Annotated in this window: 22 protein-coding genes; 14 read left to right on the top strand and 8 right to left on the bottom strand. The window is 37.2% G+C overall.

All coding sequences use genetic code 11. The annotated features are described in order from the left end of the window. Positions 1-39 precede the first annotated feature (39 nt). The 3 genes from ACFIMQ_RS04570 (at position 40) to guaB (ending at position 5,064) form a co-directional block, all read left to right on the top strand. On the top strand, positions 40-1,431 hold the full coding sequence (locus ACFIMQ_RS04570; protein ID WP_375703493.1) for a sigma-54-dependent transcriptional regulator: 1,392 nt from the start codon (positions 40-42) through the stop codon (positions 1,429-1,431). Positions 1,432-1,835: 404 nt separating this feature from the next. Continuing rightward, on the top strand, positions 1,836-3,407 hold the full coding sequence (locus ACFIMQ_RS04565; protein ID WP_375616493.1) for a phospholipase D family protein: 1,572 nt from the start codon (positions 1,836-1,838) through the stop codon (positions 3,405-3,407). Positions 3,408-3,564: 157 nt separating this feature from the next. Beyond that, positions 3,565-5,064 carry an IMP dehydrogenase gene (guaB, locus tag ACFIMQ_RS04560; RefSeq protein WP_375616465.1) on the top strand — a complete coding sequence of 500 codons (1,500 nt, stop codon included), beginning with the start codon at positions 3,565-3,567 and terminating at the stop codon, positions 5,062-5,064. A 177-nt stretch (positions 5,065-5,241) separates the two neighbouring features. Here the strand turns inward: guaB and ACFIMQ_RS04555 are convergent, their stop codons facing one another. Then, positions 5,242-5,388, bottom strand: coding sequence for a hypothetical protein (locus tag ACFIMQ_RS04555; protein ID WP_375608015.1), 147 nt, complete (start codon positions 5,386-5,388; stop codon positions 5,242-5,244). Positions 5,389-5,903: 515 nt separating this feature from the next. Here ACFIMQ_RS04555 and ACFIMQ_RS04550 point away from each other — a divergent pair. The 7 genes from ACFIMQ_RS04550 (at position 5,904) to ACFIMQ_RS04520 (ending at position 15,285) form a co-directional block, all read left to right on the top strand. Then, complete coding sequence (locus ACFIMQ_RS04550) at positions 5,904-7,193, top strand: RsmB/NOP family class I SAM-dependent RNA methyltransferase (protein WP_375703492.1); 1,290 nt, start codon at positions 5,904-5,906, stop codon at positions 7,191-7,193. 132 nt (positions 7,194-7,325) lie between these two features. After that, positions 7,326-8,882: a glutamine-hydrolyzing GMP synthase gene (guaA, locus tag ACFIMQ_RS04545; RefSeq protein ID WP_375616492.1), complete on the top strand. Its 1,557-nt coding sequence runs from the start codon at positions 7,326-7,328 to the stop codon at positions 8,880-8,882. A 168-nt stretch (positions 8,883-9,050) separates the two neighbouring features. After that, a complete protein-coding gene (locus tag ACFIMQ_RS04540) occupies positions 9,051-9,773 on the top strand; it encodes a glycerophosphodiester phosphodiesterase (protein WP_375616463.1) in 723 nt (240 codons plus the stop codon). Between the two features lie 1,277 nt (positions 9,774-11,050). Beyond that, positions 11,051-12,385, top strand: a complete 1,335-nt coding sequence (ugpB, locus tag ACFIMQ_RS04535) for a sn-glycerol-3-phosphate ABC transporter substrate-binding protein UgpB (protein ID WP_375616462.1) — start codon at positions 11,051-11,053, stop codon at positions 12,383-12,385. A gap of 95 nt (positions 12,386-12,480) precedes the next feature. After that, positions 12,481-13,365 carry a sn-glycerol-3-phosphate ABC transporter permease UgpA gene (gene ugpA, locus ACFIMQ_RS04530; RefSeq protein ID WP_375616461.1) on the top strand — a complete coding sequence of 295 codons (885 nt, stop codon included), beginning with the start codon at positions 12,481-12,483 and terminating at the stop codon, positions 13,363-13,365. A 10-nt stretch (positions 13,366-13,375) separates the two neighbouring features. Beyond that, the gene (gene ugpE / locus ACFIMQ_RS04525; protein ID WP_375616460.1) at positions 13,376-14,227 is read left to right on the top strand and encodes a sn-glycerol-3-phosphate ABC transporter permease UgpE; all 852 of its coding nucleotides are present in this window, start codon (positions 13,376-13,378) and stop codon (positions 14,225-14,227) included. Positions 14,228-14,238: 11 nt separating this feature from the next. After that, positions 14,239-15,285, top strand: a complete 1,047-nt coding sequence (locus ACFIMQ_RS04520; RefSeq protein WP_375616459.1) for a sn-glycerol-3-phosphate import ATP-binding protein UgpC — start codon at positions 14,239-14,241, stop codon at positions 15,283-15,285. Positions 15,286-15,684: 399 nt separating this feature from the next. Here ACFIMQ_RS04520 and ACFIMQ_RS04515 read toward each other — a convergent pair whose 3' ends face one another. From ACFIMQ_RS04515 to ACFIMQ_RS04500, 4 genes are all read right to left on the bottom strand, one after another. Beyond that, entirely contained in the window at positions 15,685-15,882 is a 198-nt protein-coding gene (locus ACFIMQ_RS04515; RefSeq protein ID WP_375703491.1) for an integrase, read from the bottom strand. Between the two features lie 667 nt (positions 15,883-16,549). Further along, positions 16,550-17,470, bottom strand: coding sequence for a metal ABC transporter solute-binding protein, Zn/Mn family (locus ACFIMQ_RS04510; RefSeq protein ID WP_375616458.1), 921 nt, complete (start codon positions 17,468-17,470; stop codon positions 16,550-16,552). Between the two features lie 9 nt (positions 17,471-17,479). Then, complete coding sequence (locus ACFIMQ_RS04505) at positions 17,480-18,349, bottom strand: metal ABC transporter permease (RefSeq protein ID WP_375616457.1); 870 nt, start codon at positions 18,347-18,349, stop codon at positions 17,480-17,482. Positions 18,350-18,352: 3 nt separating this feature from the next. Further along, positions 18,353-19,105, bottom strand: coding sequence for an ABC transporter ATP-binding protein (locus tag ACFIMQ_RS04500; RefSeq protein ID WP_375616456.1), 753 nt, complete (start codon positions 19,103-19,105; stop codon positions 18,353-18,355). 683 nt (positions 19,106-19,788) lie between these two features. Between ACFIMQ_RS04500 and nrdH the strand changes: the two genes are divergently transcribed. From nrdH to nrdF, 4 genes are read left to right on the top strand one after another with little or no spacing between them, the layout of a single operon-like run. Next, positions 19,789-20,013 carry a glutaredoxin-like protein NrdH gene (gene nrdH, locus ACFIMQ_RS04495; protein ID WP_005774163.1) on the top strand — a complete coding sequence of 75 codons (225 nt, stop codon included), beginning with the start codon at positions 19,789-19,791 and terminating at the stop codon, positions 20,011-20,013. Continuing rightward, a complete protein-coding gene (gene nrdI, locus ACFIMQ_RS04490) occupies positions 20,013-20,411 on the top strand; it encodes a class Ib ribonucleoside-diphosphate reductase assembly flavoprotein NrdI (protein WP_375616455.1) in 399 nt (132 codons plus the stop codon). Before nrdH ends, nrdI begins: the two co-directional genes overlap by 1 nt. Then, a complete protein-coding gene (gene nrdE, locus ACFIMQ_RS04485) occupies positions 20,393-22,543 on the top strand; it encodes a class 1b ribonucleoside-diphosphate reductase subunit alpha (protein WP_375616454.1) in 2,151 nt (716 codons plus the stop codon). Before nrdI ends, nrdE begins: the two co-directional genes overlap by 19 nt. Before the next feature lie 11 nt (positions 22,544-22,554). After that, the gene (nrdF, locus tag ACFIMQ_RS04480) at positions 22,555-23,529 is read left to right on the top strand and encodes a class 1b ribonucleoside-diphosphate reductase subunit beta (protein ID WP_273722534.1); all 975 of its coding nucleotides are present in this window, start codon (positions 22,555-22,557) and stop codon (positions 23,527-23,529) included. On the opposite strand, the gene prmC is transcribed toward nrdF, so the two are convergent. The 3 genes from prmC to ACFIMQ_RS04465 all read right to left on the bottom strand — a co-directional run bounded on the left by prmC (position 23,526) and on the right by ACFIMQ_RS04465 (position 26,107). Next, positions 23,526-24,392 (bottom strand): peptide chain release factor N(5)-glutamine methyltransferase, encoded by an 867-nt coding sequence (gene prmC, locus ACFIMQ_RS04475; RefSeq protein ID WP_375616453.1) that lies wholly within the window; start codon positions 24,390-24,392, stop codon positions 23,526-23,528. The genes nrdF and prmC overlap by 4 nt on opposite strands. Beyond that, positions 24,389-25,465, bottom strand: coding sequence for a peptide chain release factor 1 (gene prfA, locus ACFIMQ_RS04470; protein ID WP_375616452.1), 1,077 nt, complete (start codon positions 25,463-25,465; stop codon positions 24,389-24,391). Before prfA ends, prmC begins: the two co-directional genes overlap by 4 nt. 222 nt (positions 25,466-25,687) lie before the next feature. Next, the gene (locus ACFIMQ_RS04465; protein WP_375606771.1) at positions 25,688-26,107 is read right to left on the bottom strand and encodes a Fur family transcriptional regulator; all 420 of its coding nucleotides are present in this window, start codon (positions 26,105-26,107) and stop codon (positions 25,688-25,690) included. Positions 26,108-26,116 lie beyond the last annotated feature (9 nt).

Genomic DNA, 26,116 nt, shown 5'->3' with positions numbered 1-26,116 from the left:
TTAAGCTGCTGAGTGATCTCAAAGGAGATTATTGACATTATGGTTGGTCCCATTCTTGTTGCGAGTGAAGATTATGGAAGACGTATAGAGCTTTCTGCTATGCTCCGAGGTTTTGGCTACCGTGTCATTGAAGCAGAAAATGGTCTCCGTACGATTGATCTTTTACACAGGCGTAAAAACATTGTGCTTGCACTCCTTGATGTCGTTATGAGTGATTTGAGTGTGAGCGATTTGATTAAAATGATTAGAGTTGCTGGTGTTTCTATTCCTATTATTGTTATAGCACAGCAAGAAAATCAGGATTTACTCCAGAGAGCTCTAGCAGCTGGAGCGATTGATTATTGGATTCATCCAGTAACATTATTACGAGTAAGAGTTACGTTGGATATTCTTGCTCTTATTTCTGCTTTGAAGCATGAGGTTCGAGATATTCAACGAAAAAAAGAGAATCATTTACGATTTTCTGACCTTTGTATGAAAAGTAGAGCTATGCAGATAGTTTTAGAACAATCGAGAAAAGCAGCGAATTCTTTGCAAAATCTTTTGATAGAGGGTGAAGTTGGAACAGGACGTGAGACATTAGCTCGGATTATTCATCATGAGGGTTTATTCTCAGAGGGCGTTTTTATTCGCTTTCAATGTTCCGCCATTGTTGATCCAGAAGAAGAAAATCAGCAATGGTTTAAAGAATTCCTACCATTGGTTTCTTCGCTTGAAAAAGGGACACTTTGCCTTTGTGATATTGATAGACTTGAGCCCATACAGCAGAAACGGTTTGCGCATTATCTTAAAGAAAGGGAAAAGAATACAAAAGGAGAACTTTTTCCTTTTCGGATCATTGCTATTTCAACATCGCGTTTAAAGGACTTGGTTAAAGAGAACTTTCTTTTGCATAGTTTGTTTGAACAGTTTTCTCATTTGTCTATTAGCGTTCCTGCTTTACGAGAATTAAGGGATGATTTTCCAGAGATCACACAACATTTGATTGATCGTATTATCGTAGAAACAGGGCGATCACATGTTCATGGTTTAGCAGGATCGGCTCTTTCCTTGCTTATGCAGTATGATTGGCCTGGTAATAGAAATGAACTTGAAAATTTTTTATTTCGTGCGATTTTACTCAGTGAAGGACCTTTATTAACGGTTCGAGATTTTCCTCAATTAATGGGAAATTCGTTAATGAATGTTCCCAATATCATTGAGGGTAATATGCAAGAAGATGAAGATAATGAACAAGAATCGATCCAATTTTTGAATACTGATGGCCATGTGCGTACTTTTGCAGAAATGGAACATGATATTATCGAGAAAGCGGTTAAACACTATAAAGGACATATGAGCGAGATTGCGCGCCGCCTTCATATTGGTCGCTCTACACTTTATAGAAAAATGGAAGAATTGAGAGCAATAAGAAATCAAGAACGGAAGTGAAATTCATAATAAACATGATTTTCAAAAAAGATGAAGTGGCTTTTGATAAAGTCCGTTTATAAAGTCCATAGAAAGACTTAAGAAAATGATCATTTATTGTAAAGTTTATGTAGTGAGGATGATTTTATAGATTTAAATCAAGTATAAATTTTATTTGACTATTTTATCTTTTGTTTCAATTTATACAATTTTAGTGAAGTTTGCATTTATTACAGCTGAGAGGCATTTTTTAAGCTTTGAGAGATTAAAGCTAAAATTTTTGCATCATGGATATTAAGTTTATACTCTCTTAAGCAAGAAGTGGCATTTTATCTGCTACACGTTTAAGATAAAATGATTAGTGTTAGGATTGTCGTTTGTATCATTGGTGATGCGTTAGCTTGAAAATAGAAAGTTTATCCTCTTTGACTCTTTTACAGATTGTTATTGGTTTTGTTCTCTTTTTTTTTGTTGCGTCTATGTTGGCAATCTATACATATGGGCGTTTTGTGAAAAGTGCTAAGGGACAATGTTCATATGCGTTGCCTATTAAGAAAGATGAAACCAAGCTTGATCGTATTGTCAGTCAATTAGGTGAGGAAGAAAATGGATTGGGGGTTGATAAAGATGCCCTTTCCCTCATCATCAGCAATTTGGATGCGTTTTGTGTTCGTGCAATAGGGGCTGCAGAAGCTGGGCGTAGCCTTGATCTGATGTATTATATTTGGGACGATGATTTAACGGGGCGCCTATTATTAAGTGAAATAGTTGAGGCAGCTGATCGGGGTGTTCGGGTACGGCTTCTTTTGGATGATATTAATGCTCAGGCACGTGATCCAGCTTATATTGCGCTAGATAAACATCCTCATATTGAGGTGAGAATGTTTAATCCAGGGCGATCGCGTAAAGGTGGTTTACGCCGTGGTTTAGAAATTATATTACGGGCAATTACTGTAACACGTAGAATGCATAATAAAGCTTTTATCGTTGATGGTAGGGTTGCTTTTGTCGGAGGGCGTAATCTTGCAGATTCTTATTTTGATGCTGGTAAAGAATCTCATTTTCGAGATTTAGATTTGATGTTAATCGGTCCCTCTGTTAAAAAAGTGGAAAGTATCTTTGATGATTTTTGGAATAGTGCTGTTGTTTTGCCAATTCATACTTTGGTTGTTCCTAAAAGCGCAAGTGATCTTAGCTATTGGAGAGATAAATTACGAAAATTTCGGGATTCTAAGGTTGCAAAGGTTTATTTAGATTATGTCAAAGAACACATTAACTTTAGTTGTTTTATCCAAACAGGAAAGCGGTTATTTTTAGCAGATAAAGTTGTCGTTCTTTCTGATCCTCCAGAAAAAGCATTGCGTAAAAAAGCAAGCAATTGGCTTATGAAGGCACTGTCAAAGGTTATTGGAAATGCCCAAAAAACCGTTCAGATTACGTCACCTTATTTTGTTCCTGGTAAGGTTGGCACGCAGAATTTTAGTAATTTGGTTTCAAAGGGTGTTGATGTCAAAATTCTGACAAATTCTTTAGCTGCTACTGATGTAGCATTAGTGCATGGTGGTTATGTCCCGTATCGTAAGGCACTGTTGAAAAGTGGTGTTAAGCTTTATGAATTAAAAGCGGAAGGCAATTCCCATGGATTACGATTGTTTCGATCCAGTAAGGCAAGTTTACATGCCAAAGCTTTTTTAGTTGATCATAAAACAGCTTTTATTGGATCTTTAAACTTTGATCCTAGATCAGCAGCGTTAAATACAGAAATGGGCATTCTTTTTGAATGTGCGCCTATTACAGCGAGGTTAGATTTGTTGTTTTCTGAAGAAACGACGAGGGAAATGAGTTATCATCTTCGTCTTGGTGATAATAATCGTATTTATTGGGATTTTATTGAAAATGAAAAACAGTATAGCATTGATTATGAACCAGAAAGCAATTTCTGGCGTCGCGCATTTGCAAAAATAATAAGTTGGCTACCTATCGAATCACAATTGTAAATTTTTATAAACTATGAAAAGATATTTATTTTTCTTTTCATTTTGTTTGTAGCATGGCATAATTTTTTGCCAATCTACCATGTACGAGAACCGCAGTTGTATTTTAAAGCTCCTTGCGGTGTTTTATTATAATTTTTATTATAAAAGGAATTTTGCTATGGCAAAGATTGTTGAAACGGGGACAGGTGCATTAGCACTGACTTTTGATGATGTACTTTTACAACCCGGTCATTCTCTTGTTATGCCTAGTCAAGTGGATCTCAGTACGCGCATTGCAGCTGATATTAAGCTCAATTTGCCATTGCTTTCCGCTGCAATGGATACGGTAACAGAATCGCGTTTGGCAATTGCTATGGCGCAAGCTGGTGGTCTTGGGGTTATTCATCGTAATATGTCTCCTGCAGAGCAGGCAGAAGAAGTCCGCCAGGTAAAAAAGTTTGAATCTGGTATGGTTGTTAATCCAGTTACAATTGGACCAGATGCAACACTTGAAGAAGCAAAAGCTTTGATGCGCTCTCATGGTATTTCAGGTATTCCGGTTGTTGAAAATAGCGTTAAAGGTGAGACAGCGGGACGACTTGTTGGCATTTTAACCAATAGAGATGTACGTTTTGCATCAGATCCAAAACAAAAAATTTATGAATTAATGACGCATGAAAATTTGATTACAGTGCGTGAAAATGTCCAACTCAATGAAGCAAAATATCTTTTACATCATCACCGTATTGAAAAATTATTAGTTGTGGATGAACAGAATCGTTGTGTCGGACTGATAACAGTTAAGGATATTGAAAAAGCAAAATTAAATCCAAATGCTGCTAAAGATTCTCAAGGGCGCTTGCGTGCTGCAGCGGCCAGTAGTGTTGGGAATAATGGGATTGAGCGTGCTGAACGTCTCATTGACGCAGGTGTTGATGTTTTGGTCATTGATACAGCGCATGGACATTCTCAACGTGTACTAGAAACTGTTGAACGAATTAAAAAGATGGCTTCCTCACCAGCTGTTATTGCTGGGAATGTCGCGACTGCTCAAGCAACGCAGGCATTGATCGACAGTGGTGCAGATGCGGTAAAAGTTGGTATTGGTCCTGGCTCTATTTGCACAACGCGTATTGTTGCTGGTGTTGGTGTACCTCAACTTGCAGCCATTATGAATGCTGCAGAAGTTGCTGAAAAAGCAGGCATTCCCATAATTGCAGATGGTGGGATCAAAGCATCGGGTGATTTTGCTAAAGCTTTAGCGGGTGGAGCTTGTGCAGCGATGATTGGTTCTCTTTTAGCGGGTACAGAAGAAAGTCCTGGAGAAGTTTATCTTTATCAAGGTCGATCTTTTAAAGCCTATCGCGGTATGGGATCTGTTGGTGCTATGGCACGAGGATCGGCAGATCGCTATTTTCAAGATGACGTTCATGATGAACTTAAGTTGGTTCCTGAAGGTGTGGAGGGGCAAGTGGCCTATAAAGGTCCTATAGCATCAGTTCTACACCAGCTTGCTGGTGGACTGCGCGCTTCGATGGGTTATGTTGGTGCAAAAGATCTCGTAGAGTTTCGTGAAAAAGCAACGTTTGTTCGTATTACAAATGCGGGACTCCATGAAAGTCATACGCATGATGTTTCTATCACTCGGGAGAGTCCAAACTATCGTGGGCCTGTTTGAAGAAATAAGAGTCTAGCATCATATCGCATAAATATAAAATCTTCCGAGAACAAACAAAGAGAGGCTGTTCTTCTTTCTGTTTGTGATTTGGAATAAAGTCCCAAAAGGAAAGAATTAGAGGCTAAAACTCTAATTCTTTCTTCTAGACTATGTGAAATAAGTTATATAAAATTAGAATTAACTTTTTGTTGTCTTCCGCCCTGTCTTTGATGCACGTTGGCGAGTGTTTGTCTGATCACTTTGAACGGATTTCTTTCCATTGTTTGAGGGCATTGTGTTCTGACGACTTTTAGATGAAGTTGTTTTTCCATTATTATAAGTCATTATTTTCTCCTTTTAAATTTCCTGGCAGTTGCCAGTAGAGTAAAAACGGTCATGCCAAATAGTGGTTCCAAGCATTTTCTAAAAAGTTAATTTTTTGATGGGAGTCAGATGAACTTGTTTAATTTTATGAGAATATTTTTTCTATTTTTTCAGAAGGATAGCCATCAAAAGATGGGAGATATTTGATTTTTCTGTTATTCAGATAATCTTCGTAAATTTTATTTTACGCAATGATAGAGAGGTTGTTTTTTTCATAATGCATGGCGGAAATAAGTTCTTTATGGATGGCTACGTATCTTTTAGTATAAGAGGTAGAAGGAGATAATAAAGCGAATGGGTAGAAGATGAAAGAAAAAATATAGATACTCTAAATTGGGTCTTATAAAAAGTTTGATCAGATCATTTTAATATTGAATGTAGATTTTTATGGCTTTGAGAAGGTTTCATTGGCAAGAAGAAGATAATATTATTTTTTTAGATGATTTAAAATTTTATTATTTTAATGGGAGAAATGAATGCGATTAGGTGGGCGTTTGCAAGCAGCAATAGATGTTCTCACAGAGATAGAAATGAAGCATCGCCCAGTAGGAGAAGCTTTAAAGGATTGGGGTCTTTCTCATCGCTTTGCTGGAGCAGGTGATCGCGCAGCTATTGGTACAATCGTTTATGATGTTTTAAGACGGCGCTATTCTTTACAATGGCGTATGGAGAGTGATGATATTCGGGCTATTGTTTTTGCTACCTTATTAGATACTGGAAAAATGACGTTGGAGCAAATTGATAGTATGTTAGAAGGAGATCGGTTTGCACCGCAGTTATTAGAGGATAAACAGCGCGAATCTTGGCAAAGGAGGCAATTAGTGGATGCGCCAGACTATATTCGTGGTAATATTCCCCGATGGTGTCAGGCACATCTGCGTCCTTTATTTGGCGATAATTGGGTTACTGAAGCGGCTGCGTTAGCAACGCGTCCTTCTTTAGATTTACGGGTAAACAGCCTTAAGGCAACACCAGAGAAGGTGCTGAAAGAATTAGCAAAAAGAACTAAATCTCAAGCTCTATCATGGTTTCAGCAAGCTTTAAGAATAGCACCGATTGAAAAGTTCAACCGTCATCCCAATGTTCAAGTTGAACCAGCTTTTCAAAAAGGATACTTTGAAATACAGGATTTAGGATCTCAAATTGTTGCTCATCTTGTAGAAGCGCAAGAAAGCATGCAAGTATTAGATTATTGTGCAGGTGCTGGTGGCAAGACATTAGCTTTAGCTTCTGATATGAACAATCGTGGGCAAATTTATGCTTATGATTCTGATAAAGCACGCCTAGCTCCAATTTTTGATCGTCTTCGACGCGCTGGTGTTCGTAATGTCCAAGTACGAGTGCAGAAAGAAGAATTGAGGTCATTAACAGGTCAGATGGATAGAGTTCTAATAGATGCACCCTGTAGTGGGACAGGAACATGGCGTCGTCGTCCTGATGCGAAATGGCGTTTAACATTAGAACAGGTGAGACAGCGCCAAACAGAACAGAGGACTATTTTGAATGAATCTATAGTTTATCTTAAGCCAAATGGGCGCTTAGTCTATATTACCTGTTCTCTTTTTACAGATGAAAATGAGGAACAAATTTCCCATTTCCTTCAACAACATTCTCATTTTTATCCCATAGATATGCAGGCACTTTGGCAGCAACATTTTAGTTTTTCTCCTGTGCAACCGGTTTTTTCAAATTATGGACTTACTTTATCGCCTGCAACAACACAAACAGATGGTTTCTTTTTATCAGTGTTGCAAAAAAAACATTAATCCATATTTTTGCATTTTTTATCATAAATTTTATGAGAATAATCTTTTTCTTAAGAAAACAGGCTTGTGAAAAGAGAAAGATTGAATCATAAATCTCATTCGTTTTCTTTTACAATTGTTGATTGGTTTTCCATGAGCATATCACATCCAGACACTGTTCTTATTATTGACTTTGGTTCACAAGTTACACAACTTATTGCACGACGGGTGCGAGCAATGGGGGTATACTGTGAAATTGTTCCTTTTCAATTAGCTTTAGAAGCTACCAGACGGATCAATCCTAAAGCTATTGTTTTATCAGGGAGTCCTTATTCCGTTATGGATGAAAGTTCGCCGCGTGTTCCAATGGAAATTTTTGAGGCAGGTATTCCGATTCTTGGTATTTGCTATGGCGAACAAGTCATGTGTATTCAGCTTGGAGGAAAGGTTGAAGCTGGACATGAGCGTGAATTTGGGCGCGCTTTTTTGGAAGTACAAGAGAAGAGTGTACTTTTTGATGGAGTGTGGGAAAAAGGATCTTGTTATCAAGTATGGATGAGCCACGGTGACCGTGTGGCCGCTTTACCAAAAGGCTTTCGTATCATAGGAACCTCAAAAGGAGCTCCCTATGCGGCTATTGCGGATGAAAAAAGACATTTTTATGCGGTACAGTTTCATCCTGAAGTTATCCATACACCGGATGGTACAAAACTTTTGCAAAATTTTGTTCATAAGATCTCTGCTATTAAAGGTAATTGGTCAATGGCTTCTTATCGTGAGCAGGCAATTGCTACGATACGACAAAAAGTTGGGAAAAGTCGTGTGATTTGTGGTCTTTCAGGGGGAGTGGATTCATCTGTTGTAGCGGTACTCCTTCATGAAGCCATAGGAGATCAATTGACATGCATTTTGGTAGACCATGGGCTGATGCGCAAGAATGAAGCTGAAGAAGTTCTCACGCTCTTTCGTGATCATTATAATATAAAGCTTATTCACGTTAATGCTGCCGATATATTTCTTAATGCTTTAGAAGGTGAGACAGATCCAGAAAAAAAGCGCAAAACGATTGGTCGCCTTTTTATTGAAGTTTTTGAAGAAGAAACAAAAAAAATAGGAGGTGCAGAGTTTTTAGCACAAGGAACACTTTATCCAGATGTTATTGAGAGTGTATCTGCTATTGGGGAATCGGTAACCATTAAAAGCCATCATAATGTGGGAGGGTTACCAGAACAGATGAATATGAAGCTTGTAGAACCGTTGCGTGAACTCTTTAAGGATGAGGTTCGCTCGCTAGGGCGAGAGTTAGGGCTACCGGAGCAATTTATTGGTCGCCATCCTTTTCCAGGTCCCGGCCTTGCAATTCGGTGTCCAGGTGCTGTGACACATGAAAAATTAGAGATTTTACGCGAAGCAGATGCTATTTATCTTGAGGAAATCCGTAAGGCTGGTCTTTATGATGAAATTTGGCAAGCTTTTGCTGTTCTTCTGCCTGTTCAAACTGTTGGTGTTATGGGGGATGATCGCACTTATGAATTTGTTTGTGCTCTTCGCGCAGTCACATCTGTAGATGGAATGACTGCTGATTTTTATCCCTATGATATGGCATTTTTAAGTAAGACAGCAGCACGTATTATTAACGAAGTTAGAGGAATTAATCGTGTTGTGTATGATGTAACCTCAAAGCCTCCTGGTACCATTGAATGGGAATAATTGAAATGAAGGATAAACTTTTTAGGAATAAAATATGACTGAGGGTTTGATATTCAGAAAAATGTAGAAAAAATCTTTAAAAATGATTGTGCATTTTCATGTGATATAAGTTTTTATCTGAAAATCTGTACGTCAATATATTGAAAAGTGAGAAGTATGAAATTTTGCATGTCTGAGAAAAAAATTGTTGCACATCGTGGTGGAGCTCATCTTTATCCTGAAAATACTCTTTCTGCATTTAATAACGCCGTGGCGTTAGGTGCTGATGAAGTTGAATGTGACGTTCACTTGCTGAAAAGCGGTGAGGTGGTTGTTTTTCACGATTTTCATCTAGACCAATTGGTTGGCAAAAAGGGATATATTCACGACATTGATAATGAAACACGCAAACAACTCTGCGTGAAAGGAAGCCGAGAAGCACCTCCTTTATTAGAAGAGTTGCTTGATCTTCTAGCACCAACGAATGTTGCGTTACATCTTGAAATCAAAACATGTGGTGAAGTGGAGCGTGAAACAATATTATCCCAAAAAGCGCTTGCACTCATAAAAAGCCGCAATTTAACAGAACGGGTTTCTGCAATTAGTTTTGATCCTTTAGTTCTTCGTCCTTTTATTGAAGCAGGAATACCATCTGGTCCATGTGTTGATAATTTTGAAGGTGATATGTACCGTCATTTTTCTGAATGGAAACAATTGGGGTATACTGATCTAAGTTTAAATGGCTCTATTGTTTCACAGGATTTTATTGAATCAGCTCTTGAGGCTGGTTTTATTGTAGGGGTATGGACAATTAATGGAAAAGCTCGGTTATCACATTGGCTTGATATGCCTGTACATTATATTACGACAGATCAACCTGATCTTGCATTGACATTGCGAGCACAAAGGTAAAAAATACACCTTATAAAAGAAATTTCTGTACCTTCATAAAGCGAGCATAATGAAAGAAAGCAAGAAATATTTTTTACACGTAACAATAACACATTAATTTATAATGATAATTAATAGTTTTTCATGTTGAATGAGAATTCTTAACATATAAGGTTTTCTCATTTCAAATCTTTTTACAATAGATCAATCAAAATCATTCGTTTGCACATTACAAGTAGGCTTGGTATGTGGATAAACAGCTCGTGAGAAAAGAATAAAAATTTTCATTTAACGTTCTCAAATACAAGACTTGTTGAAGTATGAGGGTTCATAGAGTGGTGCTATTTTAACTTTTGAAGTATAAAAATGATGACGTGCAAAAAGTTTTATACGCTTTAGTGGAGGGACTTTTAACGATAAAGCCTCCATGGAAATAATGTAAAATCTATAGAGCCCTCTCGTCTTTACACTTTTGGAGAAGCAAGCCGATATCATCACACACTTTTCCAGCTTGTGGATGTTGCGACAACCCTTGGCACTTGAGACGGTTCATGATAGATATTTTTGTTTTTTCTTATACAATTTTGCCCATACGTCAGCTCTGCTTGTGGTATGCAAGCAAGAGATTTTGATTACTTCAACATACAGAGAGTTGAAATGAGAGAATCCTATGATATTCGAAGGTCTCATTAAAGATGAACAACGCTATATTATCTATATAAATCAATATATTATAGTGGCAATCATGAAATGGAGGGGGATGTATTGAAGATTTTTTTACAGAATGAAAATTGGGTAATACAATGCCGTTTTGTTTTGCATGAAGGGCACGACCCCATTATCAGGGAAGGAGGCCATTAAATACTTCAAAATAATTTTCTTCATTTTAAGAAAAAGTCTATTTGTCTCTTTGTTAAATGTAGTATTAACACCGTTTTAAGGTATAAATCGAAAGTTATAAGACAAATAACAAAAGAATAAACAACTCTTTTTTAAAAAGTAAGTCAAAATATTACAATAGTCATTGAATAACATTTACGATCTATATCTTTTTACCTATTTCCTTGTTTATTTAAACCTTCTCATTTTTAAAAATATTTACAAGCGAATGACTCATGAATACATAAGAAAGCTTATAAAAGAAAACGAATAAATCTAAACGAATTCATTTGACCTTTTGGTGGTTCCTGTTTAAATGAGCCAGCATATTTTTATAATAAAATCGGCATGGCATGTTCATGTGTGATACTATAAATTTAGGGGTAGTTTGTATTCCATCACTTCAGAAAGGGTGAACCATGAGTCGTTTTTATCTTTCCATAGTAGCCACGGTTGCTATCATAATAACAACAGCGGGAATAACAGAAGGTTTCGCGCAGACAAAAATTAGCTTTTGGCATTCTATGAGTGGTGAACTAGGAAAGCAAACTGAAAGTCTCATTAACGATTTTAATGCGAGTCAATCTGAATATAAAGTTATTTCTTCATATCGCGGTGAGTATGAAGAGGGTTTGATTTCACTCATTGCAGCATTTCGTGGAAAAAAACAGCCGGTGCTCGCTCAAATTTATGACGTTGGTACTGGAACTATGATGGCAGCAAAAGGCGCAATCTATCCATTTTATCAACTTATGGCTGATACAAAACAAGAGTTCGATCCTACAGATTATTTTCCTGCTATTAGTGGCTATTACTCCGATGAACAGGGGCGTATGGTTTCTATGCCATTCAATATTTCAACACCAATCCTTTATTATAACAAAGATATCTTTAAAAAAGCAGGGCTTGATCCAGAGCAGCCTCCTAAAACGTGGCAAGATATAGAAGATTTTTCCAAAAAAATTCTTGAGACTAAAGCGGCAACGTGTGGTTTTACAATGACTTATGCAGCTCAATGGATTGGTATAGAAAACTTTTCAGCGTTGCATAATGTTCCTTTTGGAACGAAGGAAAATGGCTTTAAAGGATTTGATTCAGAACTTACATTTAATGGACCTTTACAAGTGCGTATGTGGGCTGACTTAAAAAAGTGGTCTGATCAAGGTATTTTCCGCTATGGTGGTCCTGCTGGCGCATTAGATTCAACACCAATGTTTATGGCGCAAAATTGTGCAATTTTAATGCAATCTTCAGGATCATATGCTGGAATTGTTTCTGAAGCTCAGTTTAATGTGGGGGTTGGTATGCTACCATACTATAAGGATGCAGAAGGAGCGCCGCAAAATTCAGTTATTGGGGGAGCTTCTATTTGGGCATTTAAGGGACATACCCCAAAAGAATATGCTGGAGCAGCGGCTTTTCTTAAGTTTCTTTCAACAACAGAAAATCAAGCAAGATGGCATCAAGAAACAGGTTATCTTCCAACCACAAAAGCGACTTATGAATTAAGCAAAAAACAACATTTCTATGAAAAAACGCCAGGTGCTGATATAGCTATTAAACAGATCAACCTTAATCCTCCAACAGTTAATTCGAAAGGTATAAGATTTGGTAATTTACCACAAATCCGTACTATTCTTGATCAAGAGTTGGAAGCTGTTCTTCGTGGTTCAAAAACACCGAAAGATGGTTTAGATGAAACCGTTAAACGTGGAAATAAACTCTTGCGTGAATTTGAAAAATCCAATCATTAATTTCGTTTTATTGTTAAACATTAAAGACTCAACAAAAATCGTTGAGTCCTTTTTGTTTATCTTTTTAAAGTCTCTACATTTAAAGAGCCCTACGAATGCAAGAAAAGCATGCATATTTTAAAAATAGTCTCCTTTCTTACGGGTTGCTTTTTCCTCAGCTCCTTGTGACTTTTTTGTTTTTCTTTTGGCCTGCTGCTCAGGCAATAAAATCATCCTTTGAACGCGAAGATCCTTTTGGCTTTACAACAACTTTTATTGGCCTTGAAAATTATATAACCGTTCTTTCTGATCCTACTTATCGGCAGTCACTTCTTACAACCGCAGTATTTTCCATCTCAGTTACTGTCGCTTCAATGACAATATCGCTTCTTTTAGCTGTTTGTGTTGATCGTGTCATCCGTGCAAAAAAAGCTTATACAATGCTTTTGCTTTGGCCCTATGCTGTTGCTCCAGTATTGGCAGGTATATTATGGTTGTTTATCTTTCATCCCACTATTGGGATTATCCCTTTTCTTCTCGAAAAAATAGGGGTTTTATGGAATTATCGTATTAATGGCAATCAAGCGATGCTTCTTATTGTCATTGCGGCTAGCTGGAAACAGATTTCTTACAATTTTCTCTTTTTTCTTACAGGTCTTCAGTCCGTTCCGCGTTCTCAAATAGAAGCCGCAGCCATTGATGGTGCTGGTCCCTTTAAACGATTTTGGACTGTAGTTTTTCCGCAAATTTCACCAACGACATTTTTTCTTCTTATCGTTAATGTCAATTATGTTATGTTTGATACTTTTGGTATTATTGATAGCACAACTTCTGGAGGTCCTGCGCGTGCAACGAGCATCCTCGTTTATAAAGTATATGATGATGGCTTTAGAAATCAAATAATCGGTGCATCGGCAGCACAATCAACACTATTGATGTTGATGGTTATTGTCTTAACGTTTATCCAATTTCGCTGGATTGAGCGTCGTGTACAATATTAGGAAATAAGTTATGGTTGAAAATCGCCCTGTTTTGAAATTTCTAACCCATATAACGCTCATTGTTGGTATTATCATTATTTGCTTTCCAGTTTATGTTGCTATCATTGCATCAACTCATAGTTCAGCAGCATTTACCTCAGGAATACTTCCTCTTTTACCTGGAGAATATGCTCTGGAAAATTATAAAAAAGTCTTTGGTGATGGTCTTGCACAGCTCGGATTGCCCAATCTTTGGCCACTTTTAATGAATTCACTCATTATGGCTCTTGGGATTAGTATTGGAAAAATTATTATTTCACTTTTATCTGCTTATGCAATTGTTTACATGCGTTTTCCCTTCCGAAAAACTGCGTTTGTTCTTATTTTTGTTACATTGATGCTTCCTGTCGAAGTTCGTATTCTTCCAACCTATATGGTTGTTGCAAAATTGGGAATGATCAACACCTATAGTGGAATGATTATTCCACTTATTGCATCCGCAACCGCTACGTTTTTATTTCGCCAGTTTTTTTTGACTGTTCCAGATGAGCTCTTAGAGGCGGCACGTGTTGATGGTGCAGGACCATTTAAATTTTTTAAGGATATTCTCCTTCCTCTTAGTAAAAGCAATATTGCTGCTTTATTTATCATTATGTTCATTTATGGATGGATACAATATCTCTGGCCTCTTATCATCACAACGGATCAGAATCATCAAACAATCCTGATTATTTTAAAACAACTTATTGTTGAATCACTTCAACATGATCCTCAATGGAATATACTCATGGCAGTATCGGTCGTTGCCATGATACCGCCTGTTCTTGTTGTTATCTTCATGCAGCGGCTTTTTATCAAAGGCCTTATTGAAACGGAGAAGTAGGAGAAGTAATCGTGGCCATAATCCAGTTATCAAATATAAAAAAACAGTATGACAACGGCATTCTGGTCATTGATGATTTAAACTTAACTATTGCCGATAAAGAGCTTCTTGTTCTTGTCGGTCCTTCAGGGTGTGGAAAATCAACCTTATTACGTATTATTGCAGGACTTGAACAAGTCACCTCAGGTGAATTGTATATTGATAATGAACGTATCAATGATCGTGAACCAGCTGATCGTGATATTGCTATGGTTTTTCAAAATTATGCCCTTTATCCCCATATGACAGTTCGTGGAAACTTAGAATATGGTCTTAAAAATCGTAAAACCCCTAAAGAAGAAATAAAAAAACGTATCGCACATGCTGCAAAACTTTTAGAGATAGAACCATTTCTTGATCGTAAACCGCGACAATTATCAGGAGGACAACGCCAGCGTGTTGCAATGGGGCGTGTGATTGTACGTCAACCCCGCGTTTTTCTCTTTGATGAACCTCTTTCAAATCTTGATGCAAAATTACGGGCGCAAATGTGTATTGAGATAAAAACACTACAGCGTTCATTAGAAACAACCAGCCTCTATGTTACCCATGATCAACTAGAAGCCATGACATTAGCTGATAGAATAGTCGTTTTAAATAAAGGAGCTATCGAGCAAATTGGAACACCAATGGAAATTTACGACACTCCAGCAACAACATTTGTTGCTGATTTTATTGGTTCTCCTCCTATGAATTTTCTTGATCGTCATGTCCTAGAACAGCATTTAGGACATTCATTTTCTTGTGGTGAAGAAACTGATCTTTTAGCCTTCAGACCTGAAATCATCTTATTGGGCGAACATCCAGATAAAGGACCTACCTTTCACACACAAATTGAGCTTATCAAGCCTATCGGAACAGGTTGCCACGTTTTAACGCGTTGGAATGGTATCATTTTTACGATTGAAGTAAAAGAACGCCTTACAAGAGATTATGGTCAAAAATTAAGTTTCACTGTCGCTCATCAGGATTTTCATACTTTTAACAAAAACACTGGAAAACGCACAAGTAATAAGTAAACATTGATTAATGTGGAAGACTTTCTTTTATGCAGTCCCATAATAATTTTGCGATTTAGCTCTCTTGATTACATTCACAAAATCAGAGTATAGTCGATGAGATTAAAAACAAAATTTAAAAAATTTTGGTAATGATCCATTGTCACACATGACGCCGAGAACGTCTAAACATTCATAGAATGAAATCTTGCATTTTCATGATCTGTAAGAAGCATATTATTTTCAAACATAATTTTTTCTCATTATAGAAAAATATCAAGAGGGAATATCCATTTATTAACCATATTTCTGCTCATTTAGAAAGGTGCTTTATTCACAAAAAACAATATGTACCGTCTATTTCATGATGTAATAATTTATGTATCTTATAAAGAATAAATAAGAAAAATAGAGAGAAAATTATTCACAGATGATGGCATCATACATCCTAATAGCTTGATTTTGATCCGTTACATAAAAGTCCATTTTATCCATAAAAATGCGATACTGTTCTAGATAGTCTGTACGAGATAGGCGCTGTTTTACTTGACCGCCGACCAAATGATCTAGAATGGTTTCAGAGTTCTTATAATAAGGAGTATCTGTTGTTTCTACCAATCACGTAAATTAGAATACAATCTATAGGGATATACACCAAAACCTATTTCTTATGTAAATCACTATGTAATTTTGAGTGAGGGTATCCAATTGGTTGTAAAAGAAATTATTGCGAGATAGAAGGGGCGCTTATTCTAGAATTTTCATTACCTTTCATGATACAGGTAGGCGAAATTGTATTGTAACATCCTATCAACCTTCCATATTCTCGAGGCAAAAATTGTCTCTAGATCATCCTCAAACTGATCTTTATGAAAATAACACAAGAGATTGGTACAAACATCTGTAAAAATAAGCATAGACAAAGCAGTTGCATTGTCATTGTTGTTTTACACAGCATTTTATAAATTGACAGTTTATTAATGGTTTTATGATGTTGCTGATCCCCAATGTTACGACAGTTATTGAATTGTTTGAAGTATCAAGAATTATCGTAAAAGAAGCGTTGGAAAATAGAATGATAATGCTGACGGTTTGGGCACCATGAGGCAATAAATCCACTTATGACTTTATCTATCTTAGCCTCTATTGGACATAAATTTTTTCTGTAAAATCAACATTGTTTTATATTAATATTACCAATCATGAAGCTTGAGTGTCATTGGTTACATGATCATATACCTATGATTTTTATGAACTTTTTCTTCTTTTTTTCATAGAAGATTTTTTAATGTTTTGTGATAGCATCAATGATGGTATTCACATTATGTTCCATCATATCAAGATAAGTTGCTGCAGGGCCATTTTCATTTGACAATGCATCAGAATAAAGTGTTCCCCCAATTTTTAAGCCTGTTTCTTTTGAAATTTGTTTGATGAGACGGGGATTAGAGATATTTTCAACGAACAATGCTGCTGCCTTATTCGCTTTAATTTGTTTTATAAGTTTAGCAACATCAGCTGCGGTTGCTTCAGCTTCTGTTGAAGCGCTTTGGGGAGCAAGGATAGTGAAGCCATATTCTTTGGCAAAATAGCCAAAAGCATCATGAGATGTGATAATGATACGTTTATCTTGAGGGATGGTAGCAATTTTTGTTTTTAGGGTATCTTGTGCTGTTTTAAGCTTTTTAATGTATGTTTCGGTATTTTTATTGTAGTGAGTACAAGATTGTGGATCAATTTTACAAAAAGCAGCAGCGATATTTTTCACATAGATTTCGACATTGGGAATTGTTTGCCAAGCATGCGGATCAATAACGCTGTGATGGTGGTGATGGATGTTCTGTTCTTGATTTTTCGTTTCGAGGGGAGGAATATTAGCGCTAACCTCAACAAGAAGTGCTTTTGTACCGCTTGCTGTGATGAGACGGTCAATAAACCCCTCTAAATGAAGTCCATTGATGAAAATAATTTGAGCATTTCTAAGAGCTTGAGCATCATGAGGGGTCGGTTCATAAGTGTGGGTATTCGCATTGGGACCGACAAAAGTGGTCATAGAGATATGGTTTCCTCCTACATTTTTTACGAGATCGGCAAGAATAGAAAAGCTTGCAACAACTTGTATTTTATTGTGTGCAGAAGCAGAAAAGGGAGAAAAGGCAAACAATAAAGCAGTAAACAGAACAAATTTTTGAATAAACTTAGGCATATTTTTTCCTTAAAGTGAGGAAGTATAAAAAAGATGGGGAAACCATGTTACAATAAAACCGCGTGGACTTATTAGGCAGGAAACAAGATAAATAAATCCTGCGGCAATGATAATAGCAGGGCCTGAGGGCAGTGAAAGATGAAAAGAAAGCAGGAGACCACATACGCTAGAAATGATGCCAAAAAGAATGGAAAGCACACAAATAGGGATTAAGCGTGAAAACCAAAAACGGGCTGTAATCGCTGGAATCATCATAATGCCAACGGAAAGTAATGTTCCTAGGGATTGAAAGCCTCCAACCAGATTCAACACCACAAGTCCAAGCAATGAAATATGAATATATTTACTCAATGGAGAGAGTGATTTAAAAAAGAGGGGGTCAAAGCTTTCTAGGACAAGCGCACGCCAAAAAATAAAAAGGCTACAAAGTGTGATCAGCATTATGATAGTGATCAACCAAAGAGCCTGTGTATCAAGTGCAAGAACCGATCCAAATAAGAGATGAAGCAGTTCAATGGTTGAATTTTTCAGTGAGATAATAATGACACCTGCTGCAAGTGCAATAAGATAAAAGACGGTCATGGATGCATCTTCTTTCTGAAAGCTATTCCGTGAAATTAAAACGGTTGCTAAAGCAACAATAATGCCGGCAAAAATACCACCAAGTGTCATAGATATAAGGGAGAAGCCGCAAATAAGAAAAGCAGTTGCAACACCAGGAAGAATGGCATGAGAGATAGCATCTCCTGTCAAACTCATTCCACGGAGCATCAAAAATACACCAACAGGACAAGCGCTAATAGAGAGGAGAATAGAGCCGATAAGAGCGTTTTGCATAAAGCGGAAATCAACAAAGGGGGCAAGAAAAAATGCATACACGTCTTATAACCTAAGAAAAAGAGAATCATTAATAGGAGGGAGATTCTTTTGTGTACTAATACACAAAGAGTTGGAGGAAAGGGGAGGAATAACGTGGTGAATGGTGTTGTCGAGAAACTGTGTTGTTTCTCCATAAAAGGCGTTTTGTTGATTAATTTGAATCATTTGAGGAAAAAATTCTTGCACGACGAGAGGGTCATGGAGTGCTGTGAGAACTGTACGTCCTTGCTGTTTCCAGTACGTGATCAGTGCAAGAAGGTCTTTTTGAGTATTGCGGTCGATACCATTGAAAGGTTCGTCAAGCAAGATAATATCGGCATCTTGTACAATGATGCGTGCAAAAAGGGCGCGTTGTAATTGCCCACCTGATAATGTTTCAAGCGAACGGGTGGCAAGTGCTGTGAGTCCAACCATTTCAAGCGCATTCTGAATCTTAGAATCATAAGGGCGCTGGTTTTTCCATAATCCACAAAAGGACCATAATCCTGTTTTGATAAGCGTTTTCACATCAATTGGAAATGTTTGGTCTATATCACATTGCTGAGCAAGATAAGCAATGCGGCTTTTTTTCGGTTTTGTAATTTTCCCCTTAAGAGGTTTAATCAATCCAGCGATGGCTTTTAGCAATGTTGATTTTCCAGCACCGTTATCACCCGTTATTGCAACCAAAGAACCCGCTTTTAACTTTGCTGAAAAGCCCTTGATCGCTATTCTATTCCCATAGCCTAATGTTGTTTTTTTTAAGTGCAGATCCATAACTTATACCATCTTTGCTTATTATTTTGGATAACTATGTAATAATATAACGTTTGTCAATAAAATGTTATATTATTACATAATTTTGAGTGCTGAATATTTTAGTGGGGAGATCGTGGACAATTCAAAATAATGGTCGAATTTTTCTTGACGAAAGAGAGAGAGTATATACTATATATAGTATCAAAATGATTGGTGATTCTAAATAAGCACAAGAGAGGGTGTTAGTGTGTTTCGTTTGGTGTCTAAGTTATTTCCAATGTTATCGTAAAAGTTTGTTGAGCAAGGGTATAGCGATATTTTTGCTGAAAGATCTCTTTTAGAAGGATTTCCTTTCGTTTTTGTAATTGATTTTTGCCGTAAAAGAGTAAAAAAAGACTCTTGAAAACGGTGATTTAGAACGTTAGTTTTTTAGACAGCAGGAGGGAATTTTTTGCTAAGCAAAAGATTGTTTTATAACTGGGGGGTTATTTAAGTTGTAGAATAATCGCTTATTCTCATCATAGTCTTTGAAGTTATTTGATGAGGGATTTTGTTATGTTTAGAAAGCTGTGTGTTATTTGAAAATAATAATACGTTTTGCGTACGATTTCTGTTGTTTGTTATTCTTGAGTACCTATAAAATTATTAGATTGACTCTCTTAGGTAGGGTTGATTGTTTTGAATTGTGAAAGTTGAAGAAAATGTCGATCACTATTTATAGCAAACCATCTTGTGTCCAATGTGATGCTACACGCCGTGCTTTTGATGCAAAAGGCATTCATTATCGTGTTGTTGATATTTCCTGTGATGAACAAGCATACAGTTTTGTTCAATCTCTGGGGTATCGTCAGGTTCCTGTCGTTGTTTGTGGTGAGAATCATTGGTCTGGTTTTAGACCAGATATGATTAGTGGTCTTTGTGCTTAATGGGGCTTATTGTTTATTATTCGAGTGCAACGGGTAATACAGAACATTTTGTCTCGCAGCTTGGTCAAAAACTTTTCAAAATTGATAAAGGAAAGCCCTCTGTATTGGTTAGCGAGCCTTATGTACTGGTTGTTCCTACATATGCAGATGGTGAAGGAAGAGGGGCAGTGCCAAAAGCCGTTATCCATTTTCTTAATGAAGCTGAAAACCGCAAATTAATTCGTGGTGTCATTGGTGGTGGGAATCGTAATTTTGGTCGCTATTATAATTTAGCAAGTAAGATTATTGCTGAAAAATGTTGTGTCCCTTGCCTTTATCGTTTTGAGCTGCGTGGAACTGATGAAGACGTTATTTGTGTAAAAAAGGGATTGGAAAGATTTTGGAAACAATTGGTATAGAACAGTCGCAGAAATCAGAACAGATTACTGATTATCATGCGCTGAATGCAATGCTTAATCTCTATGATGAAAATGGTCATATTCAATTTGATATGGACCGGCTTGCCGCACGGCAATATTTTCTTCAGCATGTTAATCAGAATACAGTTTTTTTTCATAATCTGAAGGAAAAAATAGATTACTTAATAGAAGAAGGTTATTATGAAAAAGCTTTGTTTGAGCTTTATGATTTTTCTTTTATTAAAAAGCTTTTTAAACGTGCTTATGCATTTAAATTTCGTTTTCCTACCTTTTTAGGCGCATTTAAGTACTATACCAGCTATACGCTAAAGACTTTTGATGGGAAACGTTATCTTGAACGCTATGAAGATCGTGTCTGTCTTGTGGCTTTATATTTAGCACAAGGGAATAAAGCTCTTGCTGAAAGTTTTGTGGATGAAATTATTACAGGACGTTTTCAACCAGCAACGCCGACATTTCTAAATGCTGGCAAAAAACAACGTGGTGAATTGGTTTCGTGTTTTTTGCTACGTGTTGAAGATAATATGGAATCGATAGGTCGTTCGGTTAATTCGGCTTTGCAGCTTTCAAAACGTGGTGGAGGTGTGGCGCTTTGTTTGACCAATTTGCGGGAGGCTGGAGCGCCAATTAAGCAAATAGAAAATCAGTCCTCAGGTGTCTTACCGGTGATGAAACTCTTGGAGGATTCTTTTTCCTACGCCAATCAGCTTGGGGCACGACAGGGGGCTGGAGCTGTTTATTTGCATGCTCATCATTTAGATATTATGAAGTTTTTGGATACAAAGCGTGAAAATGCTGATGAAAAAGTCAGAATCAAAACGCTTTCGCTTGGTGTCGTTATTCCTGATATTACTTTTGAGCTTGCACGGAATAATGAGGATATGTATCTCTTCTCATCTTATGATATTGAGCGTGTTACAGGCAAACCCTTTAGCGATATTTCTTTAACGGAGCATTATCGCTCCTTTGTTGATAATGCAAAGATTCGTAAAAAGAAAATAAGTGCACGCGTTTTTTTCCAGACACTAGCGGAAATTCAATTTGAGTCGGGTTATCCCTATATTTTATTTGAGGATACTGCTAATCGATCAAATCCGATAGCTGGGCGCATAAGTATGAGCAATTTATGTTCAGAAATTTTGCAGGTGAGTGAGGCGAGTGAACTGGAGACAGATTTAACGTATCGCACGATTGGAAGTGATATATCCTGTAATCTTGGATCCATGAATATTGCCAAAGCAATGGAAAGTCCTGATTTTGGACAGACCGTAGAATCTGCTGTTCGTGCTCTTACTGCGGTTTCGGATATGAGCAATATTGCTTGTGTACCTTCCATTGCGAAAGGCAATGCCGAAAGTCATGCGATTGGTTTGGGACAAATGAATTTGCATGGGTTTCTAGCGCGTGAGCAGATTTATTATGGGTCTCCAGAAGCGATTGATTTTACCAATATCTATTTTTATATTGTGACATATCACGCCATACGTGCTTCCAATTTAATTGCGCGCGAACGTCAAGAAATGTTTGCAGGGTTTGAAAAATCAGCTTATGCAGATGGACGTTTTTTCGAAAAATATATTGAAAAAGAATGGAAACCGGAATCTGCGCTTGTGCAAGAGCTTTTTGCACGGAATAATATTGTTGTTCCAAGTCAAAAGGATTGGCAGGAACTAAAAGATTTAGTTGTTAAGTATGGGTTGTATAATCGCAATCTACAGGCTGTTCCACCCACGGGATCTATTTCCTATATTAATCATGCCACTTCTTCTATTCATCCAATTGCTTCAAAAATTGAAATTCGCAAAGAGGGAAAAATTGGGCGCGTTTATTATCCCGCTCCTTATATGGATAATACGAATTTGAATTTTTACCAAGATGCTTATGAGATTGGGCCTGAAAAAATTATAGATACCTATGCTGTTGCAACACAGCATGTTGATCAAGGTCTTTCATTAACATTATTTTTTCCCGATACAGCGACCACACGTGATATTAACCGCGCACAAATTTATGCTTGGAAAAAAGGTATCAAGAGTATTTATTATGTACGACTGCGGCAAGTAGCATTAAGTGGAACAGAAGTAGATGGCTGTGTTTCGTGCAGTTTATAGGAGGTCATCATATGACAAAGATTACAACCAAAAATCCTGTTGTGTGTGCTGTTAATTGGAATAGATTGCATGATGAAAAAGATCTTGAAGTATGGAACCGCTTAACTGGGAATTTTTGGTTACCTGAGAAAGTTCCACTTTCCAATGATATTCCCTCATGGTCAAGCTTAACGGATGAAGAACGTAAATTAACAATTCGTGTTTTTACAGGATTAACGCTTCTCGATACAATTCAAAATACTGTAGGAGCCATTTCACTGTTGGCTGATGCGATAACAGAGCATGAGGAGGCGGTTTTGACGAATATTGCGTTTATGGAAGCGGTTCATGCACGTTCTTATTCCTCTATTTTTTCAACCCTTTGCTCGACGGTAGAAGTTGATGATGCATTTAGATGGTCGGAAGAAAATATTCATTTGCAGAAAAAGGCTAGATTAGTACTTGAGCGTTATGAAGCAAATGATCCACTCAAGAAAAAAATTGCTTCTACTTTACTGGAAAGCTTTTTATTTTATTCTGGGTTTTATTTGCCCATGTATTGGGCCAGTCGCGCTAAGTTAACCAATACAGCAGATCTCATTCGACTGATCATTCGTGATGAAGCGGTTCACGGTTATTATATAGGTTATAAATTCCAATTGGGCTTTGCAAAGCTTGATGAAGCCAAAAGACAAGAAATTAAAGATTTTGCTTTTAACCTGCTCTTTGACCTTTATAACATTGAGTGCAAATATACTGAAGATCTTTATGATGCACTTGGATTGACGGAAGATGTTAAAATTTTTCTTCATTATAATGCTAACAAGGCTTTAATGAATTTAGGTTTTGAAGCTCTTTTCCCCCCCGAGGTTTGTCGTGTTAATCCCGCTATTTTGGCAGCTTTATCACCAAATTCTGACGAAAATCATGACTTTTTTTCAGGGGCTGGTTCTTCTTATGTCATTGGCAAGGCGGTTGCTACCACGGATGATGATTGGGAATTTTAATGTTTGCATGCAAATAGAAGTGCGCGGGGTATTCCACTGAGGTCTTTGCGCATTTCTAAACATTGGAAGCCATTTGTTTCAAACAAATTGCAAACTTCTTTTTCTTGAGAGTAACCAATTTCAACAGCGATAGTGCCGTTTTCTTTTAAGTAGTTGGCTGCTTCATGGGCGAGCTTTCGATAAAAATCAAGACCATCTTTTCCACCGACAAGAGCGCGCAATGGATCATGTAAGCGCACTTCTTTTGCAAGTTTTTTGATATCTTTTGCGGGGATATAAGGTGGATTGGAAACAATAAAATCAAAGCGACCAGTGACAGAATCAAACCAATCGCTAAGAAGAGGTGTGAAGCGATGTATTACTTCAGCATTTTTTGCATTTTTTGTCGCTGTTTTAAGGGCATCTTCAGAAATATCGACAGCGACTGCATAGGATTGTGGAATTTGTTTAAGAATGGCAATGGCAATGGCGCCACTTCCTGTCCCCATATCAAGGAGTGTTATTTTTCTCGAATTTTCGACATATTTTTTGAGGAAAGGGAGAACAAGATCTATCAACGTTTCTGTATCAGGACGGGGTTCTAACGTCTCTTGAGATAAAGCGAAGGATATGCCATAAAATTCTCGTTCTCCTATAATACGGTAGACGGGTTCGCCTGCAATCCGCCGTTGGACAGCCTGTTCTATTTGTGTAATGTGCTCAGAAGATAGAGGCATATCTGGTTGAGAAATTCTTTCAGCAGCATTTATTCCTGTTATCCATTCAATGAGTATTTTCGCATCGAGATTGGCTTCAGAAATTCCTTTCATGCGCAATTTTTCTTGAGTTTGTTGGATGACATTTTTGAAAGAATATTTGTTCAATTATTGTCCATTTCCATCAGCAGTGCTGTTTGGTGATCTGAGATGAGTGCATGAATAAGCTCATCAAGATCTCCTTCCAAAATGCGATCAAGCTTATACAGGGTCAGATTAATACGGTGATCCGTGATGCGTCCTTGTGGAAAATTATAGGTACGAATACGTTCTGAACGATCACCAGAACCAACTTGGCTCTTACGGGAAGCTGAACGTTCATTTTCCGCTTTTTGTCGTTCGATATCGAATAAGCGTGCCCGTAAAATTTGAAGGGCTCGTGCTCGGTTTTGATGTTGTGATTTTTCTGCTTGTACGACCATAATTCCTGTTGGAATATGCGTGATACGAACAGCTGAATCCGTTGTATTAACATGCTGTCCTCCTGCTCCAGATGCACGCATTGTGTCGATACGAATATCTTCAGGACGAATATCAATATCAATATCTTCAGCCTCTGGAAGTACAGCAACGGTAGCAGCAGATGTATGGATACGTCCACCTGTCTCTGTTTCAGGGATGCGTTGCACACGATGGACACCTGATTCATATTTCAATTTAGAAAAAACACCTTTTCCTGAAATGCTAGCAATAATCTCTTTATATCCGCCAACTTCCCCCTCACTGAGTGAAATAACTTCTACTTTCCAATGGTGAGCATGGGCATAACGTTCATACATGCGAAAAAGATCACCGGAAAAAAGTGCTGCTTCTGATCCACCCGTTCCTGCTCGAATTTCAATAATAGCGCTTTTTTCATCAGCAACATCTTTAGGCAAAAGCAGAATCTGGAGTTCTTTTTCAAATTGCTCTCCTTTTTTATATAACGATGGTAGCTCTTCCTGGGCAAGATTACGCATCTCGATATCTGTTTGTTTATCGTTGATAATCGTTTCTAATTCTGTAATCTCTTCGTAAAGAGCATTTAATGCGCGTATAGAGGCAATAACGGGTTGTAGTTCTGCATATTCAGAAGCTAATTTGACATATGTTTCAGCATTTGGATTTGTTGTCATTTGGCTTTCAATTATTTCAAAGCGCTTTTCAAGCTGTTTCATACGATCTTGTGGCAAAGAAACCATGATAATACTGGCCTAATTTTTCATAATACAATTTTTATAATATTTTTTTGCAATGATTTTTTGTGATAATATCGGCAATGAATTACCGTATAGCATCATACAAAAAGAGGTAATAAAGCAATTCTTTTTTTTTGCCAATGAAAACTATTATATTTTAAAGGTAAATTTTTATAAAATTTGATTTGCCTGAGGTATTTTATCTAATGATATATAATCATTTTTTTAAGAGTTTTTTTTTCCGTAAAGTTCAAGGCGATGATGAATAATATCATAGCCAAGGGATTTTGCAATTTCCTCTTGCAGCTTTTCAATAACATCAGAATGAAACTCGATAACTTGTCCTGTTTCTATATCAATGAGATGATCATGATGTTGCCCATCTGCTTGCTCAAAACGAGATGGACCACCACTAAAGCTATGGCGATGAATTGTTCCATTTCCTTCTAATATTTTCATGGTTCGATAAACCGTTGAGAGTGAAATATTCGAATCTATTTTGTTTGCACGCTGAAAAATTTCAAATGCATTGGGATGATCATTTGTATCCGTCAAAATATCAAGAATAACACGTCGTTGACGTGTTACTCTTAAACCAGCTGTGCGCAATTCTTGCTCATAATTTCGCTTTTTATTCATTTGCATAGTTTACTT

It is taken from the genome of Bartonella sp. AD13SXNS (assembly GCF_042196465.1).
Classification (GTDB): Bacteria; Pseudomonadota; Alphaproteobacteria; order Rhizobiales; family Rhizobiaceae; genus Bartonella.
The sequence above is the reverse complement of the archived record's forward strand: the minus strand, read 5'-3'. Positions and strand labels throughout refer to the sequence as shown.